Genomic DNA, 17,380 nt, shown 5'->3' on the forward strand with positions numbered 1-17,380 from the left:
TCATCCCGGCCGAAGAGCCGGGATAAAGAACCGAGGCGGTTCGGGAGTTCGCCGAGGGCGTCGGTTCTGGATCCCGGGTCAGGCCCGGGATGACGCGGCGAGGTTCGGTCGCACGACGTCGAGAGACGGCGCCGCAAAAGTCCGGCCGCGCAGCCCTCAGTTCAGATCGTCGGGAAAGCCCGGAAGCGGGTGGATCTCGATGCCCTCCTCGGCGAGCGCCCGCGCGTCGTCGGCGCTGGCGCGGCCGTGGACGGAGCGCTTCTCGACCTCCTCCGCGTGCATCTGCCGCGCGACCTCGGCGAAGCGGTCGCCGACGTCTTCGGAGTTCGCCGTGACGTGGGCGCGAAGCTCCTTCAACAGCGAGCGGAGCTTGGTCTCGCGTTCGTCGACGAGGGCGACGGGCCGCGTCTCTTCGGCGGGCGCAGGCGTTTCGGCCGGCGTCGCCGACGTCAGCCGGACGGCCGGCGCCATCAACGCCTTCTCGACTTCGGCCGAGCCGCAGGCCGGACAGGACAGCAGGCCGCGAGCGCCTTGCGCGTCGAAGTCGTCGGACGAGCGGAACCAGCCGTCGAAGCCGTGGCCGGCTCCACAGCGCAAATCATAGCGGATCATGAGGAGGCGACGTCTCGCAGAACCGTGGGGGTGCTCTGGGCCGGCGCCACGCCGAAGCGGCGACCGTTCTCGAGCGAAGGGATCTTTCGCCGAATGTCGGGCGATTTGTCGAGATCTATCTCGGCCAGCACCACGCCGGGCGCCTCGCCGCCCTCGGCGAGCACGCGCCCCCACGGATCGACGATCAGCGAATGGCCGAAGGTCTCGCGGCCGTCCTCGTGCTTTCCGCCCTGCGCCGCCGCCACCACGAAGGAGCCGGTCTCGATCGCCCGGGCGCGCAGCAGGATGTTCCAGTGCGCCTCGCCGGTCTGCTTCGTGAACGCCGCCGGCGAGGCGATCACCTCGGCGCCGTGCTCGGCGAGCGCGCGGTGAAGCGTGGGAAAGCGGACGTCGTAGCAGATGGTCAGGCCAAGCCCGCCCCAGGGGAGCTCCGCGACCACCGCCTGCTCGCCCGGCCGATAGGTCTGCGATTCGCGCCAGCTCTCGCCGTTCGGCAGGTCGACGTCGAACATGTGGATCTTGTCGTAGCGCGCCGTGACGTCTCCGTCGGGATCGATCACGAAGGCGCGGTTGGCCGCGCGCTCGCCCTCGAGCCGGATCGCAAGCGAGCCGAGATGGAGCCAGATCCCGAGCGCGCGGGCGAGCTCCTGGAAGGCCGCCAGCGCAGGATCGACCTCCTCGGGCAGGATGACGTCGAACAGCTCGTCGCGCGAACGCACCAGCACGTTGGTCATCTCGGGCGTCTGGACGTAAGCCGCCCCGCCGTCCTTGGCCTCGCGGGCGAGCCGGACCACCGTGTCGACATTGGCCGACACGGTCTTGCCGGACCGCATCTGGACGCAGGCCGCGACGAACTTTCTTTCGGTCATGAGCGGTCTCTGGAGGCGACGCTCTCTCCCCTCCCCCTTGTGGGGAGGGGGGGTGGTTCAGAAAAAGGCTCGGCGAGCGACGCCGCTCTACGCCGACCTTCATCACCCCATTCGGGACCACCCCCACCCTTACCCTCCCCACAAGGGGGAGGGGGCGGAGACGTCGCGCCTTGATCGCAAGAAACTCCTTCATGCCGCGAGCAGGGGATCGAGGCCGCCGGCGCGGTCGAGCGCGTGGAGGTCGTCGCAGCCGCCGACATGGGCGCCGTCGATGAAGATCTGCGGGACCGTCATCCGGCCGCCGGCGCGCTCGATCATCTCGGGCCGACGCTCGGGCTCTCGGCCGACGTCGATCTCCTCGAAGGCGACGCCCTTCCGGCGCAGCAGATCCTTGGCCATGTGGCAGTAGGGGCAGTCCGAAGGGGCAGTCCGATGGCTGTAGATCGTCACGGCGGCGGCGCGACGGCGGCGGTGGACGACGTCGTCCACCACGAGCGAAATTGCGCGGAGGCGTCAGGATATAGAGGCTCACGCCTCCTTCACAACCACGGCGAAAGTCAGCACGTCGACGGAGGCCGCGCGGGCGCGCCGCAGCAGGCGCGCCAGCCTGTCGACGGTCGCGCCGGTGGTCACGACGTCGTCCACCAGAACGATCCGACGCCCCGCGATGACCGCCGCGTCGGCGACGCGAAACGCGCCTGCGAGATTGTCGGCGCGCTGGGACGCGGTCAGCCCCACCTGCGGCCGCGTCGCCTTCACGCGCTCGATCGCGTCGACCTTCAGCTCCGCTCCCGAGATCCGCGCGACCGAGCGGGCGAGCAGCGCCGACTGGTTGAAGCGCCGGCTCCACAGCCGGCCGCGATGAAGCGGCACCGGCACGAGGAGCGCGCCCTCGCCAAGCAGCTCATGGCCGGCCCGCGCCATCATCGCGCCGAGCGGCTTCGCCAGATGAACGCCGTCGGCGTATTTCAGGCGATGGACAAGTTCGCGCGCCGTCCCGTCGAAGCGCGCGACCGCCCGCGCGCGGTCGAAGGCCGGGGGCTTGGCGATGGCGGCGGGCGACAGCAGGCCCGGGCCGAAATCGGCGGGAAACGGCGTGCCGAGCCGCTCGCAATAGGGCCGCTCGATTGGCTTCAGCGCGCCCCAGCAGGCGACGCAGAGGCCGCCGGCCTGGGTCACCGGCTTCTCGCAGGCGAGGCATTGCGGCGGCAGCGCGAGGTCGAGAACGCCACGGGCCGCGCGGCCGACGAGCCGCGCCGCCCCGGCGAGGCGCGACGCGAAGCCCGCTCGTTCCGCCTCCTCGATTGCGCCCATGGGATCGAAACCGCGCTCCGGCTGGTCTAAAGGGTGTGCGCGAAGACTGTCCGCGTGAACGCCGGGAGACGTCAATGGAGATCGTCAACGTCATGCTCGGGCGCTTCGTCCAGATGGGGTCGCTGACCATCCTGGACGCGGCCGGCCGGGCGCATGTGCTGAAAGGCGAGCAGCCGGGGCCCGAGGTCACGATCAAGCTGCACGACGCCAAGCTCCATCATCAGCTCTTCCTCAATCCGGAGATGAAGACGGGCGAGGCCTATATGGACGGCACGCTCACGCTCGAGCAGGGAACGCTGCGCGACCTGCTCACCCTCTATGCGCTCAACCGCAAGAACCTGCGGGCGACGCCGGTGCAGAAGAACCTGCGCGCCTGGACCAAGCGCGCCCGCGCCTGGCTGCCGAAGAACGACGCGATCCGCTCGAAGAAGAACGTCGAGGCCCATTACGACCTCTCGAACGAGATGTACCGGCTCTTCCTCGACGAGGGGATGAACTACTCCTGCGCCTATTTCGCCCGGCCGGAGATGAGCCTCGACGAGGCGCAGACGGCCAAGCTCCGCCACATCGCTTCGAAGCTCGACCTGAAGCCCGGGCAGCGCGTGCTCGACATCGGCTCCGGCTGGGGCTCGATGGCGATCTATCTCGCGGAAAACTGCGGGGTCGAGGTTCTGGGCGTCACGCTCTCGACCGAACAGCACGCGCTTGCGACGCAGCGCGCCGCCGAGCGCGGGCTGTCGGACCGGGTGACGTTTGAGCTCCGCGACTACCGCGAGGTGGAGGGGCCGTTCGACCGCATCGTCTCGGTCGGCATGTTCGAGCATGTGGGGCTGAAGAACATTCCGGAGTTCTTCCAGAAGGTCCGTTCGCTCCTCAAGCCCGACGGCGTCGCGCTGCTGCACTCGATCGGCCGCAAGGGCGGGCCGGGCTCGACCGGCGCCTGGGTCCGCAAATACATCTTCCCCGGCGGCTACGCGCCGGCGCTGTCGGAGACGCTGCCCGCGATCGAGCAGTCCAAGCTCTGGGTCACCGACGTCGAGATCTGGCGCATGCACTACGCCGAGACGTGCCTGGCCTGGGGCGGGCGCTTCGCCGCCAACCGCGACAAGGCGGCTGCGATGCTGGGCGAGCGTTTCTGCCGGATGTGGGAGTTCTACCTCCTCATCAGCGAGTTCTCGTTCCGCTACGGCAAGCACATGGTCTTCCAGATCCAGATGACCCGCGACGTCGACGCCCTGCCGCTCGCCCGCGACTACATGGTCGAGGCGGAGAAGCGGCTCGAGGCCGGGCAAGCGTCCCGGCCGGGCGGCGCGCAGGCGCTTGCGGGCTGACGAATGATGCGCAGGCCGCCATCCCGGGCTTGTCCCGGGATCCAGAACCGACGCCGTTTGGAGAGTTCGGCCGCGCCGTCGGTTCTGGATCCCGGCTCTTCGGCCGGGATGACGGCGGTGGTTCGCGCTCTTAGGGCGCTGCTTTGACCACCTCCCCCGACGTCCCGCGTCTCCTCGACCGCGCGGCCTTCGCCGCGGCCCGCCGGCGCACGCGGGCGGCCGGAGGCGGGCCCGACTTCCTGACCGCCCGCGTCGCCGAAGACATGGCCGACCGCCTCGCCGCGACGCTTCGGCCTTTTCCGCGCGCCCTCGATCTCGCAAGCCCCGGAGCGGCGATCGCCGACGCCCTTCGCGCCCGCCCTGGCGCAGAACGCGTTGTCCGCGCCGCGTTCGAGGCGGGCGACGGCGGCGATCTCGTCGCCGACCCGCAGGCGATTCCGCTCGCGGCCGAGAGCTTCGATCTCGTCGTCTCGGGCCTCGCGCTGCAGTTCGCCGACGACCTGCCGGGCGTGTTCGCGCAGGTCCGGCGGCTGCTTCGGCCCGACGGGCTGTTCCTCGTGGCTCTTCTGGGGGGCGACACGCTGACCGAGCTGCGCCAGTCCTTCGCGGCCGCCGAGGCCGAGATCGACGGAGGCCTCAGTCCCCGCGTCATGCCCTTCGCGGATGTCCGGGCGGTCGGCGCGCTGCTCCAGCGGGCCGGACTCGCGCTCCCCGTGACCGACGTCGACAAGGTCACGGTGCGCTACGGCTCGCCGATCGGCCTGATGCAGGACCTTCGCGCCTGGGGCGCGACCAACGCGCTCGTCGAGCGCAATCGCCGACCTTTGAAGCGCGCCACGCTCGCCCGCGCGCTAGAGGTCTACGCAGAACGCTTCGCCGACGCGGACGGCCGGGTGCGCGCGACCTTCGAGATCGTCTGGGCCTCGGGCTGGGCGCCGCACGCCAGCCAGCAGCAGCCGCTGAAGCCCGGCTCCGCCAAGGCGCGCCTCGCCGATGCGCTGCGACCGCCCAAGGACGACTGAACGCCTGAACCGCAACGACCGGGAGCCCCGACGAGATGTTCGACGACGTTCCGCACGCCCGCGAGGCTCTGGCCGCTCATTTCGACCCGCCGCGGCTCGAGCGCGTGGTCTCGGCGCTCGTCCCCGCGATCGTGTTCGCGCCGGTTCCGGGCGCAGCCGTTCTGGGCGGTTCGCGCATCGGCGGCGCGCCCGACATGGGCCCAGGCGCCGAATGGCCGCGCCCCGCGGCGGCGGAAGACCCGGAGGCGATCGCCAAGCGCGGCTCGCCGGACGCCGGCAAGGAGATGCTCGAGCATTTCGCCAGGAACCTGCCTTACGCCTTTTTCGCGCAGGTCGACCTCGGCGAGGCGGCCAGGCTCGGGCCGGTCGCCTCGGCGCTGCCGTCCGAGGGGCGGCTGCTGTTCTTCTACGATGTCTCGATCGGTCCGTGGGACACCGGCTCGCGGGTCGCGCGCGTGATCTGGGACAAGACCCCCGACCAGCTGGCGAGGCTCGCGCCGCCGGCCGACCTCAAGGAAGCGGCCGACGCCGACCGGGCCGAGCGGGTGAAGCTCGCGCAAGAGTTCGACGACGACGTCGAGGCCGCGCGCAAAGGCGGCAGCGCCTATGACGCGCCCGGCCGTCCGATGCGGCTGCAGACGACGCTCAGGCTGCCGAGCGTCGCCTCGATCGAGGTTTCGGCCCTGCCGGAGATCTTCGAAGCGGCGCGCTCCGTGACGGGCGGCGAAAACGAGGCGCTGGAGGCCTACGAGGCCGCGATCGAGGAGAATCACGACGGCTATACGGACGAGAAGTGGCGGCGCCAGCAGCTGCTCGGCGCGCCGCAGCCCGAGCAGGACGACCCCCGCTATGACGCCGTCGTCGTGACGACGTTCGGCAAGCAGCATCTCGAGCGCGAGGAATGGCGCAGCCGTCGCGCCGAGATCGAAGCCGCCGCGCGCGACTGGACGCTCCTGCTCCAGGCCGACGTCGGCGACTGGATGCAGGCGAGGTTCACGGAAGGCACGGTGTTCTTCGTGATCCGCAAGGACGACCTCGCGGCGCGGCGCTTCGACCGCGTCGTCGCGGTCTACCAGCAGACCTGAGGCTCGACGGCTAGTTCGTCACCGCCGCGTTCATCTTGTCGTAGAAGCCGACCTTCAACGACGTGCCGACGCCGAACACGACGGCCGCCACCGCGATCGAGATGCCGACCGCGATCATGGCGTATTCGATCGACGTCGCGCCGCGCTCGTCGCGCAAGAATGCCCGGAGCTTGCGGAAGCCGGTCCTCGGCTTCTTCTCTTCGCTCATCGTCACGTCCCCCGGCGCGCCGTCGCGGGAGCCGGCCGTCAGAGCAGGTCGACGAGATGCGCGATCAGCGGCTCGTCGGCCGGCGGCATCGGAAAGTCGCGGAGCCTGTCGGGCCGCACCCAGCGAAACGCCTGGCCCTCGCGGCCGGTGACGGTCCCTTCCCAGCGCCGGCACACATACAGCGGCATCAGGAGATGGAAGTCGTCGTAGGCGTGGCTTGCGAAGGTCAGCGGGGCGAGACAGGGCTCCTCGACCGCGACGCCGAGCTCTTCGGCTAGTTCCCGGATCAAGGTCTGCTCCGGCCGTTCGCCCGGCTCCACCTTGCCGCCGGGAAACTCCCAAAGCCCGGCCAGCGCCTTGCCTTCGGGCCGTTGCGCGATGAGCACGCGGCCGTCCGGATCGACGAGGGCGCAGGCGACGACGAGGACGAGCCTGAAGGTCACGACCGCGCCCCCACGATGCCGCCCAAAGACTTAATAAGGCGTTGCGAAGTCGTCATGATTCAGGAGCCGTTTGGAGCTGAGGAGACGGACTGCGTGCTTCGAGACGCCTGCAAGGGCAGGCTCCTCGGCATGAGGGACGTTTGAGCTGAAGTCTGCGTTTTCGGGCGCGCGCGACGCCTCTCATGCTGAGGAGCCCGGCCAGAGCCGGGCGTCTCGAAGCACGCAGTTCGCCAGAACCAGCGACCTTTAAGACCGGTAGTCCGCGTTGATCTGGATGTAGCCCTCGGTGAGATCGCAGGTCCACACCCGCGCCTTTCCGGAGCCGAGGCCGATGTCGACCGCGATCGTGATCTCTTCGTTCTTCATGTAGGCCGAGGTCACAGCCTCGTCGTAGGCCGGATCGCGCTCGCCCTGATGGGCCACGCGGATGTCGCCGAAGCTGATCGTCAGCAGGTCGCGGTCGGCCGGCTCGCCGGCCTTGCCGACGGCCGCGACCACCCGGCCCCAATTGGCGTCCTCGCCGGCCACCGCGGTCTTCACCAGCGGCGAATTGGCGATCGACATCGCGATCCTCCGCGCCGACAGGTCGCTCTCGGCGCCGGCGACCTCGACGGTGACGAACTTGCGCGCCCCCTCGCCGTCGCGGGCGACGAGCTGGGCGAGTTCGATGAGAAGATCCTCAAGCGCCGAGCGAAACGCCGCGAAGGCCGGATCGGCTGCGTCCGTCACGGTCGCGTTGCCCGCCTTGCCCGTGGCGAAGGCCATCAGCGTGTCGGAAGTCGAGGTGTCGCCGTCGATCGTCACGCAGTTGAACGAGCGCTCGACCGCGTCCGAGAGCGCCGCCTGCAGCGCGGGCGCGGCGATCGCCGCGTCGGTCGCCACATAGGACAGCATCGTCGCCATGTCGGGCGCGATCATCCCTGCGCCCTTGGCGATGCCGTTCAGCGTCACCGTCACGCCGCCGATCTCGGCCGTTCGGGTGGCGAGCTTCGGGAAGGTGTCGGTCGTCATGATGGCGCGGGCGGCCGCCTCCCAGGCGTCCTCCGAACCGTTCGCCACGAGGCCGTCCATGACGCCGGAAAACTTCGTCGCGTCGAGCGGCTCGCCGATGACGCCGGTGGAAGACAGGAAGATCTCGCCTTCCGAACAGCCCGCGGCCTTGGCCGTGGTCTCGGCCGTCAGCTTGGTCGAGGCGCGGCCGTTCTTGCCCGTGAAGGCGTTGGCGTTGCCCGAATTGACCACCAGCGCCCGGATCGAACCGCCGGAGAGGCGCTCGCGGCACCATTCGACCGGCGCGGAGGGGCAGCGGGACTTGGTGAAGACGCCCGCGACCGTCGTGCCCTCGTCGAAGGCCGCCAGCAGCACGTCGGTGCGGCCCTTGTAGCGGATGCCGGCCTCGGCGGTCGCAAGCCTCACGCCTCGCACCGGCGGAAGCGTCGGCAGAGATTTCGGGGCGAGCGGCGAGACGGCGGTCGACATCGGGCGGTTGGCTCCTCGCGGGACGATTCGCGACGCTTACAGGCTTCGCATGACGATTGGAACGCGGGGGCGGCGGGCGCGACGTGTACGCCCCCTCCCCCTTGTGGGGAGGGTAAGGGTGGGGGTGGCTCAGAATGGAACGCGAATGTCGCGCGTAGAGCGCCGTCGCCGGCGCCACCCTCTCCGGAACCACCCCCACCCCCGGCCCCTCCCCACAAGGGGGAGGGGAGAAAGCGTCCCTCACGCCGGCGGGTGGTATTGGTAGAGCCAGGTCTCGCTCAGCACCTCGTCGCCGGCCTTGAGGTAGCAGCGCAGCTCCACCGGCTCCGGTCCCTGCACGGTGAGATCGAACTGCGCGCGCCAGTGGCCGGGAACGTCGCTCGGGACGGCCTCGGTGAAGATGTAGGAGAACGTCCCGCGCGAGGTCGAGAGCACCGCCTCGACCTTCTGACCGAAAGGAATGTCCTTCAGCGGCCCGCCGAGGAATTCGACGAGGAACTTGCGCACGCCCATGGGGCGCGGCAGGCCCGGCTGGCCGCCGCGGCCAAGCCGCGTCGCGACGCATTTGGCGAGCGCGCCGGGATGGGGTTCGTCGTCCTGCCAGTAGAGCTTGTAGGCGAGCTTGGCGGTCTTGCCGGGCTGGTACGGCTTCTCCGGAATCCAGTAGGCCACGATGTTGTCGTGGATCTCGTCGTCGGTCGGCAGCTCCACGAGCTGCACCGCGCCCTTGCCCCAGTCGCCCACCGGCTCGACCCAGGTCGAGGGCCGGTCCTGATACTTCACACCGTCCTCGTAATTGCCGTAGAGGCGGTCGCGCTGAAGCAGGCCGAAGCCGCGCGGGTTCTCGTCCGAGAAGGTCGAGGTCATGATGCGGGGCGGATTGTTGAGCGGGCGCCAGATGCGCTCGCCCGAGCCGGTCCACATCGCCAGGCCGTCGGAGTCATGGACCTCGGGGCGCCAGTCGATGAGGTAGGGCTTCGCGGTCTCGGAGAACCAGTACATCGAGGTGAGCGCGGCGAGACCCACCCGGTCGACGGGCTTGCGCAGCGTGATCTCGGCCTCGATGTCCATCAGCGTGCCGCCGGTGCGGCTGATGAGGAAGCGGTAGGCGCCTGCGATCGAGGGGCCGTCGAGCAGCGCATAGACCGTGACGGGCTCGCCGTCCTTCATCGCCGGCTCGAACCAGAAGCCGATGAAGTCCGGAAACTCCTCGTTCGCGCCCGGCTGCGGGAATAGCGCGACGCCGCGCGCCGACATGCCGACCTGGCCCTTGTCGCCGATGGCGCGGAAGTAGGAGGCGCCGAGGAAGGTCGCGAAGGGCTCGCGGGTCTTCCAGTCGCCCTTCGGCGTCACCTCGTCCTTGGCCTCGCGGATCCAGAAGCCGGCGAAGGCGGAGGGCTGGTCCTTCAGCGTCTTGGCCACGCTGTCGGCCGGCATGTCGAACAGCGACTGGTCGTAGAGAACCTCGCGCGCCTTGCCGTCCGCGACGGCGTGCATGCGCACCGTCTTCGGGAAGAACTGGCCGACATGCATGAAGGTGATGGGATAGGCGCCCGGCGCGTTTGCGTAGAGCGCGTGCTCGGGCAGGTATTTCAGCTTGCCGTGGGCGTCATAGTCGATGCGCTTGACGACCTCGAGGTCGGGCTTGGCCGGCTCGACGTAAGGCTTGGCGGCCAGATCCTTCGCGAGCTTCTTCAGGATGTCGTAGCTGAACGGCTCGGCCGGGCCGAACTTGAGGTCGTCGGCCTTTCCTTGCGCGAACGCCTGCGGCCCCAACGCCAACGCCGCCTGCGCCGCAAGGCCGAGACGCATCAACGTCCGGCGGTCGAGCGTCGCGACGGAGGCAAGGTCGGGCAGGCGGCGTGAGGTCATCGTCTGGCTCGCATGTCGTCGTCGGGGCGCGGATACGTCCGCGCGCACTCATATGCGCTCCGGAAGCGGAGCCGCAACGAGGGACGACGATTGAGGCGATGACCTTTTGCGGAAGACGCGAGCGTTAACGGCCGCGGCGGCCGTCGGCTCAGCGGCCGTAAGCGTCCTGAGCGTGGAACTGGACGCCGGTGGCCTTGGCGGGCGCGGACGGCGGCAGCGCGGCGGCGCCGGCGACGACAAAGAGGATCGACGAGACGAAGATGGCGACACGCATCGGTTTCAGGCTCAATGCTCACATTCAGGCGACGCAAGATGCGGCCGCGATCCCTAACAATCCCTCCATGAACGCGAAACCGCCCATTGGGTTTCCACGCGGCCGAAATTTGGCGCCTTGGCGAGCGGCGTAAACGCAACCGTTCGAAATTGAGCGTTTCCGAAAGCAAATGCGGTCTAATTTGGGCGATCGCGAGGGTCCGGAAGGGACCGATCGTTGCCGATCGGCCACAGAAAAAGGCGCGTCCCGGCCGACGCCGATTCGAACCGCCCCACAGTCGTGGGTCGCGCGGCGACGGTCGCGGCCTCGCTTTCCGCGCGAGGCGCAAATCCATGATCTTGCTTGCGGTCTTGCACACGTTCGCGTCAGGGCTCGACGCGCGCGCCCGGACTGGCGTCTGGCGCGCCAGACTCGGTCCATGAAATTGAGGCGACTTGGCCGACATTTTGAGATGGAATAATCCTAATTCGAATTTATTGTGTCAGATCAATGCCTTATTGGCGCCGCGTGAGCGCCGTGCTAACACCCTGACGCCGGATGGAGCGCAGGAACGCGCCCGTCCGGCCCCTTCAGTTGTGAGCATTGAGGCGCGACCGTGTGGATCGGGGGCGCGCGGCGGAGCCATGCGTCCGCCGCGGCGAAGACGTGCGTTCTGACGGCCGGCTTGCTGGTCGCCTCAGGCGTTTCGACAGCGGCGCATGCGCAGGCGAGCGAGCCTGCGCCGGCCGAAGACGGCGCCGTCGCGCTCGACGGCATCGACGTCGTCGGCCAGATGCTGCGCGGCTGGCAGGGCGCGTCCGACGCGATCTACGAAACGCCGGCGAGCGTCGCCGAGATCGGCCGGGAGGCGATCGAGGCGCGCGGCGGGGCGCGAAACGCCGCCGACCTGTTCCGCGGCGTCGCCGGCGTCGACGCGGTGATGGACCGCCAGAATCCCGGCGTGAACGTCAACATCCGCGGCCTGCAGGACCAGGGCCGCGTGAACATGTCGATCGACGGCGCGCGGCAGAACTTCCAGCAGTCCGGCCACGGCGCGACGTCGCTCGTTTATCTCGATCCCGAACTTCTGAGCCGCATCGAGATCGAGAAGGGTCCGACCTCGACCGCAGGCGGCGCCGGCGTCATCGGCGGCGTCGTGACGTTCCGCACGCTGGAGTTCGAGGACCTCGCGACCGACGGCAAGGACTGGGGCGCGCGCGTCAACGCGACGACCGGCTCCAACGCCTTCGACTTCAACGGGAGCCTCGCGGCCGCGACCAAGATCGGCGACGCCTTCGAGGTCGTGGCCGGCGTCGGGCGCAAGAAGCTCGGCGAGTACAAGGCCGGCACGCGCGGCGAGCTGGTCTATTCAGGCGCGGGCGAACCCGCCGAATTCACCACGCAGGACCAGTGGTCGTGGCTGCTGAAGGCCCGCGCCGACGTCGCCGACGACCAGCAGGTCAAGCTGACCTACACGGGCGTCGACGCAAAGTTCGGCACCGGCGACGGCCAATACACCGACACCAACAAGGTCACGACCCACAACGTGATCGCCGACTATCGGTGGGCCCCGGCCGACGGCGCGGCCGACCTCAACGCCAAGGTCTACTTCACCCGCACCGAGAACGCGCAGCATCGCCCGGCCCGGACCACCTACGGGGCCTTCGACGTCGACTACGGCATCGACACGATCGGCGCGTCGCTCAGCAACGTCACCCGCTTCAGCGTTCCAATGTTCGACGCCGCCTGGACCTATGGCGGCGAGTATTTCCGGGACAAGACCACCACCGCCTCGTTCGGCGCGGACCCGACCGACAACCCGGACGGGTCGTGGTTCTACGGCTCGAACCCCGTCGGCAAGCGCGGCGTCGGCGGCGTCTTCACCAATCTCGAGCTGAATCACGGCCAGTTCCTGCAGATCATCGCCGGCGGCCGCTACGACCGTTACGACATGACCGGCGACACGGTGAGGTTCGACGGGATCTCCAACGGCGTGCCGGTCGCCGTCGACAAGTCCGGCGGGCGCTTCTCGCCGACTGCGACGGTTGCGATCACGCCGGTCACGGGCGCGCAGGTCTACGCGTCATACAAGCAAGGCTACCGCCCGCCGAACCTGATGGAGGCCCTCATCGGCGGCCAGCACATCGGCGGCGGCATCTTCAGCGTGCCCAATCCCGACCTGAAGCCGGAGCTCTCCGAGACCTGGGAAGCCGGGCTCAACCTCAAATATGACGGCGTCCTGGCGGAGGGCGACGCGTTCCGCGCCAAGCTCGCGGTCTACACGACGGACGTGCGGAACTTCATCACGCTCGCGGCCTATGAGGGTTTCCGGCTCAACACCGCCGTGAACCTCAAGGACAAGACGCGGCTGAAGGGCTTCGACGCCGAGGCGAACTACGACGCCGGGTCGTTCTATGTCGGCGGCGCCGCCTCGTTCCTGAACGGCCGGTACGGCGACGACTACGATCTGCCGGACGACGCGACCGGCTTCCTGACGAACATCTATCTGCCGCCCAAGCGCAAGCTCTCGCTCGACGGCGGACTGCGCTTCCTCGATCGCAAGCTGACGGTCGGCGGGCGCGCCACGAACGTCGTCCCCGAGGACAATCTCGGCGCGTTCGGCACTTATCAGTACAAGCGCTACACGCTGCTCGACGCCTACGCGTCCTACAAGTTCAACGACACTTTCACCGTCCGCGCGTCGGTCGAGAACATCCGGAACGTCGCCTATGTCGAGGCGATGAGCTCCGCTCTGTCTCCCTCGCCGGGCCGCACCTTCACCGTCGGGGCTTCCGCGCGCTTCTGAGCGCGAAGGCCTCGGCACGTCCTTGGTTCCGGATGATCCGGGACATCGAGGAGGACTACCAATGGCCATCGACATTAAGGTTTCGGGGGGCGTCGACTTCAACGCCTATCTCGCCGACTTCGCCGCGAACTTCGAGGCGGCCGGCCGCGGCGCGTTCAGCGACGGCCTGAGCGGCGACGAATACGCGCTGTGGTCGGGCGAAGGCAGCGCGCCTCCGATCGCCGACGGCCAGGCGTTCATCATCGGTTCGGGCGACGCCGGCGACCTCGCCTATGACTTCCTCACCCACACCGTGGGCGGCACCATCGACAGCCTCGACTTCGGCACCGGCGTCACCGACCTCGGCGGCGGCGACTTCGACACCGACAGCGACCTGCTGCTCAGCGGCCTCGACCTCGAGAGCGTCGGCGGCGACGGCATCGTCAACAAGCTCGTCCTCGACTTGATGGGCGGCAACACCGACGTCCTGCTCTCCCTGCTCAAGAGCGCCGACCTCAACTTCGAGGGCAGCGGCAAGGCCGACGCGTTCAAGGGCTTCAAGGGCGACGACGTCATCGACGGCGGCAAGGGCGCGGACGTCCTGAACGGCGGCAAGGGCTCCGACGAACTGATCGGCGGCAAGGGCGCGGACGTGCTCACCGGCGGCAAGGGCGCCGACACCTTCACGTTCGACGCCAAGCAGGGCCACGACGTCATCACCGACTTCGGCAACGGCAAGGACGTGATCTCCTTCGTCGGCGGCCAGTTCGACGACTTCCAGGACATGCTTGACTCGGCTTCGGTGAACGGCGACGGCGACGTCGTGATCGAACTCGGCTCCAAGCACTCGATCACCCTCGAGGGCGTCGGTCTCGAAGACCTGCACCAGGGCGACTTCCTGTTCGCCTGATAACCGGGCGACGATGCGCGCGGCGCCGGTCCTCCGGCCGCCGCGCGCTTTCTTTTCTAGAAGGGCTCTCTTGCGATGACCGATCTCCAGGCCGCTCCGGCCGACGTCTCCGCTCCTCCTCCGCCGCCGCCGACCCGCGCGGAGCGCCTGAAGGGCGCGACCCACGAGCTTCATGAGGCGCTCGACGGGCGCATGATGGGCGCGGACCTGTTCTCGAGCCCGGAGCGCTACGCGCTCTTCCTGCGGATGCAGCGCCGCTTCCACGCCGAGATCGCGCCGCTCTACAGCGACGGCGCGCTCGGCGCGCTCGTTCCCGAACTCGCCGTTCGGGCGAAGCTCGCGGAAATCGACCTCGACCTCGCCGCCGTCGGCGCGGAGCGTCCCGCGCTCGGGGCGTCCTCAGTCGATCCGCGCGACGTCCCGGCGGCGCTCGGCTGGCTCTACGTCGCCGAAGGATCGAGCCTGGGGGCCGCGTTCCTGTTCAAGGCCGCGCAGAAGCTCGGCTTCGACGAGACCTCCGGCGCGCGCCACCTCGCCGCCCACCCCGAGGGTCGCGGCCTGCACTGGCGCCGCTTCGTCGAGGCGCTCAACGCCGCCGAGCTCACTCCGGAGGAGGACGCCCGCGCCGAAGCCGCGGCCGTCGCAGCCTTCGGCCGCGTGCGCGCGATCGCCGAAGAGACCCTGTCCGGGCGCTGACCGACGACCTCTGGAACACCTTCGATGACAGCCTCCGCGCCGCGCGCGGAGGCCTTCGCCCGCCGGAGCCCCAAGACGCTCAGCGGCCACGGCCGACGTTAACGTTTCGGTCATAAAAAACCCTGTCACAAAGCTCAGGTTTTTCTTGCGTGGAGGGTCGAACGCCCTTATTTCCACGCCTGCCCAATGAACGCGTGCCTGTGTCGTGTGTCGGGTAGGCGGGAACTCCCCGCCGGGCAACCCGATGGCCGGAAATTCCAACCGGCTTTAAGTCACCTCTCCGGTGGCGGACGCGACGTGAAGCATCGACGTAGAGGGCTTTTTTGGTCTCTGCCGGCTCGTCCAAAGGCCGGCGACACTAAAGAGGCGACTACTTCCTTGCCGGGCGCGCGGAGCGGGTCATCCCAATCCAAGCGTGGCGACGGTTTCGAGATCCCGGACATGACGTCCGCGGAGCTGTCGTGACTACGGCGTGATCGAAGGTTCGTGACCCTTCACAAGGTCGCGGGCCACGGAACGACGCAAACTCTGAACCTGCGCGTCTCCAAAGCGCGCGGGAACGGGCAGCGCCAATCCATCCGGACACACTTGTGCTTTGGGGACTGCCGCTATGACCTCCATCTCGACGCCCTCGACAACGGCCGCATCCGCAACTTCCTCAAGACCGCGCAGGCCGACGGCCCGCTGCTGGTCGTGGACAGCGAGATCGTGCGCGACAACTACCTGAAGTTCGCCCGCGCGCTGCCGGACACCCGCGTGTTCTACGCCGTGAAGGCGAACCCGGCGCCCGAGATCCTCCAGCTGCTGGCCGACCTCGGCTCGTGCTTCGACTGCGCGTCCGTGGTCGAGATCGACATGGCGCTCGCCACCGGCGTCAGCCCCGACCGCATCTCCTTCGGCAACACCATCAAGAAGGAGCGCGACGTCGCGGCCGCCTTCTCGCGTGGGGTTCGCCTGTTCGCGGTCGACTGCTTCGAGGAAGTCGAGAAGATCGAGCGCGCCGCGCCCGGCGCCCGCGTGTTCTGCCGCATCCTGGCCGACGGCGCTGGCGCCGAGTGGCCGCTGTCGCGCAAGTTCGGCTGCGTGCCCGAGATGGCCGCGGACGTGCTCGAGCACGCCCATCGCCGCGGCCTCGTGGCCTATGGCGTGTCGTTCCACGTCGGCTCGCAGCAGAACAATGGCGCCTGGGACCAGGCGCTGGCCTCGGCCGCGGAGATCTTCCGCGAGTGCGAGCGTCGCGGCATCTCGCTCGCGATGGTCAATCTCGGCGGCGGCTTCGCGACCCGCTACCTGAAGGACATCCCGGCGGTGGAAGCCTACGGGAACTCGATCTTCGAGGCCCTGCGCGCCCACTTCGGCAACCGCATCCCCGAGACCATCATCGAGCCGGGTCGCGGCATGGTGGGCAACGCCGGCGTCATCGAGGCCGAGGTTATCCTCGTCTCGAAGAAGTCGCAGGCCGAGGACGAGATCCGCTGGGTCTATCTCGACATCGGCAAGTTCGGCGGCCTCGCCGAGACGATGGACGAGGCGATCCGCTACCCGATCCGCACCGCCCATGACGGCGAGGCGACCTCCCCGTGCGTGCTCGCCGGCCCGACCTGCGATTCGGCCGACGTGATGTACGAGAAGAACGCCTATCCGCTGCCGATCAGCCTCTCGATCGGCGACAAGGTGCTGATCGAGGCGACGGGCGCGTACACCACGACGTACGCGGCGGTGGCGTTCAACGGCTTCGCGCCGCTGGCCTCGGTGGTGATCTGAGGCCAGACGATCCCTCCGGGGATCGCCGACGGAACCGAAGATCCCCGACGTTTCGGGGATCGCTCTTCTCACGACAATGACCCGCAAGGTCGTCTGACCCCCTGAAGGAGGGTTTCATGACCATTGTCCTGGACGAGGCCGCCGGCGACGCCGCGGCCCGCGAGAACCTGCTCGACCGCGCCTTCGGCTCGGCTCGTTTCACCAAGACCTGCGAGCGTCTGCGCGAGGGCCGTCTGCCCGCGCGTGGCCTTGCGCTCAAGGCGGTGGACGAGACCGGCCGGATGATCGGCACGCTGCGCTTCTGGCACGTGTCGATCGGTTCGACGCGGCCCGCGCTCATGCTTGGACCGCTCGCGGTCGAGTCGGACGCCCGCGAGGGCGGCGTCGGCTCGACGCTGATGCGGGCCGGCCTGGCGCGGGCCGCGGAGCTCGGCCATGAGGCCGTAATCCTCGTGGGCGACGCGGCCTATTACGAGCGCTTCGGCTTCCGTCCCGAGGCGACCGAGGAGCTCGCGATGCCGGGCCCTGTCGAGCGCGAGCGCTTCCTGGCGCTCGAGCTCGCCGAGGGCGCGCTCGACGGCGCGAAGGGCGACGTGCGCGCGACCGGCGCGATCCGCTTCGCGCCGAAGGCCGCCCCTGTCGAGGCTCGCCCGATCGCGGCCTGACGCGAGAGCGTCACGAGAAGAAAAAAGCCCGCAGGCGCGCCTGCGGGCTTTTTTCGTTTAAGGGTTCGCGAC

At 69.0% G+C, this 17,380-nt stretch carries 17 protein-coding genes; 8 read left to right on the forward strand and 9 right to left on the reverse strand.

Going from position 1 to position 17,380, the window contains the following annotated elements:
- Positions 1-156: 156 nt before the first annotated feature.
- The 4 genes from K6K41_RS11890 to K6K41_RS11905 all read right to left on the reverse strand — a co-directional run bounded on the left by K6K41_RS11890 (position 157) and on the right by K6K41_RS11905 (position 2,795).
- A complete protein-coding gene (locus K6K41_RS11890; protein WP_261405212.1) occupies positions 157-612 on the reverse strand; it encodes a DUF1178 family protein in 456 nt (151 codons plus the stop codon).
- Positions 609-1,481 carry a carbon-nitrogen hydrolase family protein gene (locus K6K41_RS11895; RefSeq protein WP_261405213.1) on the reverse strand — a complete coding sequence of 291 codons (873 nt, stop codon included), beginning with the start codon at positions 1,479-1,481 and terminating at the stop codon, positions 609-611. Before K6K41_RS11895 ends, K6K41_RS11890 begins: the two co-directional genes overlap by 4 nt.
- 189 nt (positions 1,482-1,670) lie before the next feature.
- Complete coding sequence (grxC, locus tag K6K41_RS11900; protein WP_261405714.1) at positions 1,671-1,880, reverse strand: glutaredoxin 3; 210 nt, start codon at positions 1,878-1,880, stop codon at positions 1,671-1,673.
- 129 nt (positions 1,881-2,009) lie between these two features.
- On the reverse strand, positions 2,010-2,795 hold the full coding sequence (locus K6K41_RS11905; RefSeq protein WP_261405214.1) for a ComF family protein: 786 nt from the start codon (positions 2,793-2,795) through the stop codon (positions 2,010-2,012).
- Between the two features lie 74 nt (positions 2,796-2,869).
- On the opposite strand from K6K41_RS11905, the gene K6K41_RS11910 reads away from it, so the two are divergent.
- From K6K41_RS11910 to K6K41_RS11920, 3 genes are all read left to right on the forward strand, one after another.
- Entirely contained in the window at positions 2,870-4,126 is a 1,257-nt protein-coding gene (locus K6K41_RS11910) for an SAM-dependent methyltransferase (RefSeq protein WP_261405215.1), read from the forward strand.
- A 143-nt stretch (positions 4,127-4,269) separates the two neighbouring features.
- Positions 4,270-5,148: a methyltransferase domain-containing protein gene (locus K6K41_RS11915; protein ID WP_261405216.1), complete on the forward strand. Its 879-nt coding sequence runs from the start codon at positions 4,270-4,272 to the stop codon at positions 5,146-5,148.
- A 35-nt stretch (positions 5,149-5,183) separates the two neighbouring features.
- Entirely contained in the window at positions 5,184-6,233 is a 1,050-nt protein-coding gene (locus tag K6K41_RS11920) for a DUF1963 domain-containing protein (protein ID WP_261405217.1), read from the forward strand.
- 10 nt (positions 6,234-6,243) lie between these two features.
- On the opposite strand, the gene K6K41_RS11925 is transcribed toward K6K41_RS11920, so the two are convergent.
- From K6K41_RS11925 to K6K41_RS11945, 5 genes are all read right to left on the reverse strand, one after another.
- Complete coding sequence (locus K6K41_RS11925; protein WP_261405218.1) at positions 6,244-6,441, reverse strand: Flp family type IVb pilin; 198 nt, start codon at positions 6,439-6,441, stop codon at positions 6,244-6,246.
- A 38-nt stretch (positions 6,442-6,479) separates the two neighbouring features.
- On the reverse strand, positions 6,480-6,884 hold the full coding sequence (locus K6K41_RS11930) for a (deoxy)nucleoside triphosphate pyrophosphohydrolase (protein WP_261405219.1): 405 nt from the start codon (positions 6,882-6,884) through the stop codon (positions 6,480-6,482).
- A gap of 246 nt (positions 6,885-7,130) precedes the next feature.
- Positions 7,131-8,363 (reverse strand): bifunctional glutamate N-acetyltransferase/amino-acid acetyltransferase ArgJ, encoded by a 1,233-nt coding sequence (gene argJ / locus K6K41_RS11935; protein ID WP_261405220.1) that lies wholly within the window; start codon positions 8,361-8,363, stop codon positions 7,131-7,133.
- 240 nt (positions 8,364-8,603) lie between these two features.
- Positions 8,604-10,235 carry an OpgD/OpgG family glucan biosynthesis protein gene (locus K6K41_RS11940; protein ID WP_261405221.1) on the reverse strand — a complete coding sequence of 544 codons (1,632 nt, stop codon included), beginning with the start codon at positions 10,233-10,235 and terminating at the stop codon, positions 8,604-8,606.
- Positions 10,236-10,383: 148 nt separating this feature from the next.
- Positions 10,384-10,509 (reverse strand): hypothetical protein, encoded by a 126-nt coding sequence (locus tag K6K41_RS11945; protein ID WP_261405222.1) that lies wholly within the window; start codon positions 10,507-10,509, stop codon positions 10,384-10,386.
- 664 nt (positions 10,510-11,173) lie between these two features.
- Between K6K41_RS11945 and K6K41_RS11950 the strand changes: the two genes are divergently transcribed.
- From K6K41_RS11950 to K6K41_RS11970, 5 genes are all read left to right on the forward strand, one after another.
- A complete protein-coding gene (locus tag K6K41_RS11950; protein ID WP_261405223.1) occupies positions 11,174-13,294 on the forward strand; it encodes a TonB-dependent hemoglobin/transferrin/lactoferrin family receptor in 2,121 nt (706 codons plus the stop codon).
- 61 nt (positions 13,295-13,355) lie between these two features.
- Positions 13,356-14,183, forward strand: coding sequence for a calcium-binding protein (locus tag K6K41_RS11955; RefSeq protein ID WP_261405224.1), 828 nt, complete (start codon positions 13,356-13,358; stop codon positions 14,181-14,183).
- Positions 14,184-14,258: 75 nt separating this feature from the next.
- Positions 14,259-14,879: a biliverdin-producing heme oxygenase gene (locus tag K6K41_RS11960; protein WP_261405225.1), complete on the forward strand. Its 621-nt coding sequence runs from the start codon at positions 14,259-14,261 to the stop codon at positions 14,877-14,879.
- Positions 14,880-15,467: 588 nt separating this feature from the next.
- A complete protein-coding gene (locus K6K41_RS11965) occupies positions 15,468-16,643 on the forward strand; it encodes a type III PLP-dependent enzyme (RefSeq protein ID WP_261405226.1) in 1,176 nt (391 codons plus the stop codon).
- A 116-nt stretch (positions 16,644-16,759) separates the two neighbouring features.
- Positions 16,760-17,308: a GNAT family N-acetyltransferase gene (locus K6K41_RS11970; protein ID WP_261405227.1), complete on the forward strand. Its 549-nt coding sequence runs from the start codon at positions 16,760-16,762 to the stop codon at positions 17,306-17,308.
- The last annotated feature ends 72 nt before the right edge of the window (positions 17,309-17,380 follow it).

The sequence above is a fragment of the Chenggangzhangella methanolivorans genome (genome assembly GCF_019797865.1).
GTDB classification, from domain to species: Bacteria; Pseudomonadota; Alphaproteobacteria; order Rhizobiales; family Methylopilaceae; genus Methylopila; species Methylopila methanolivorans.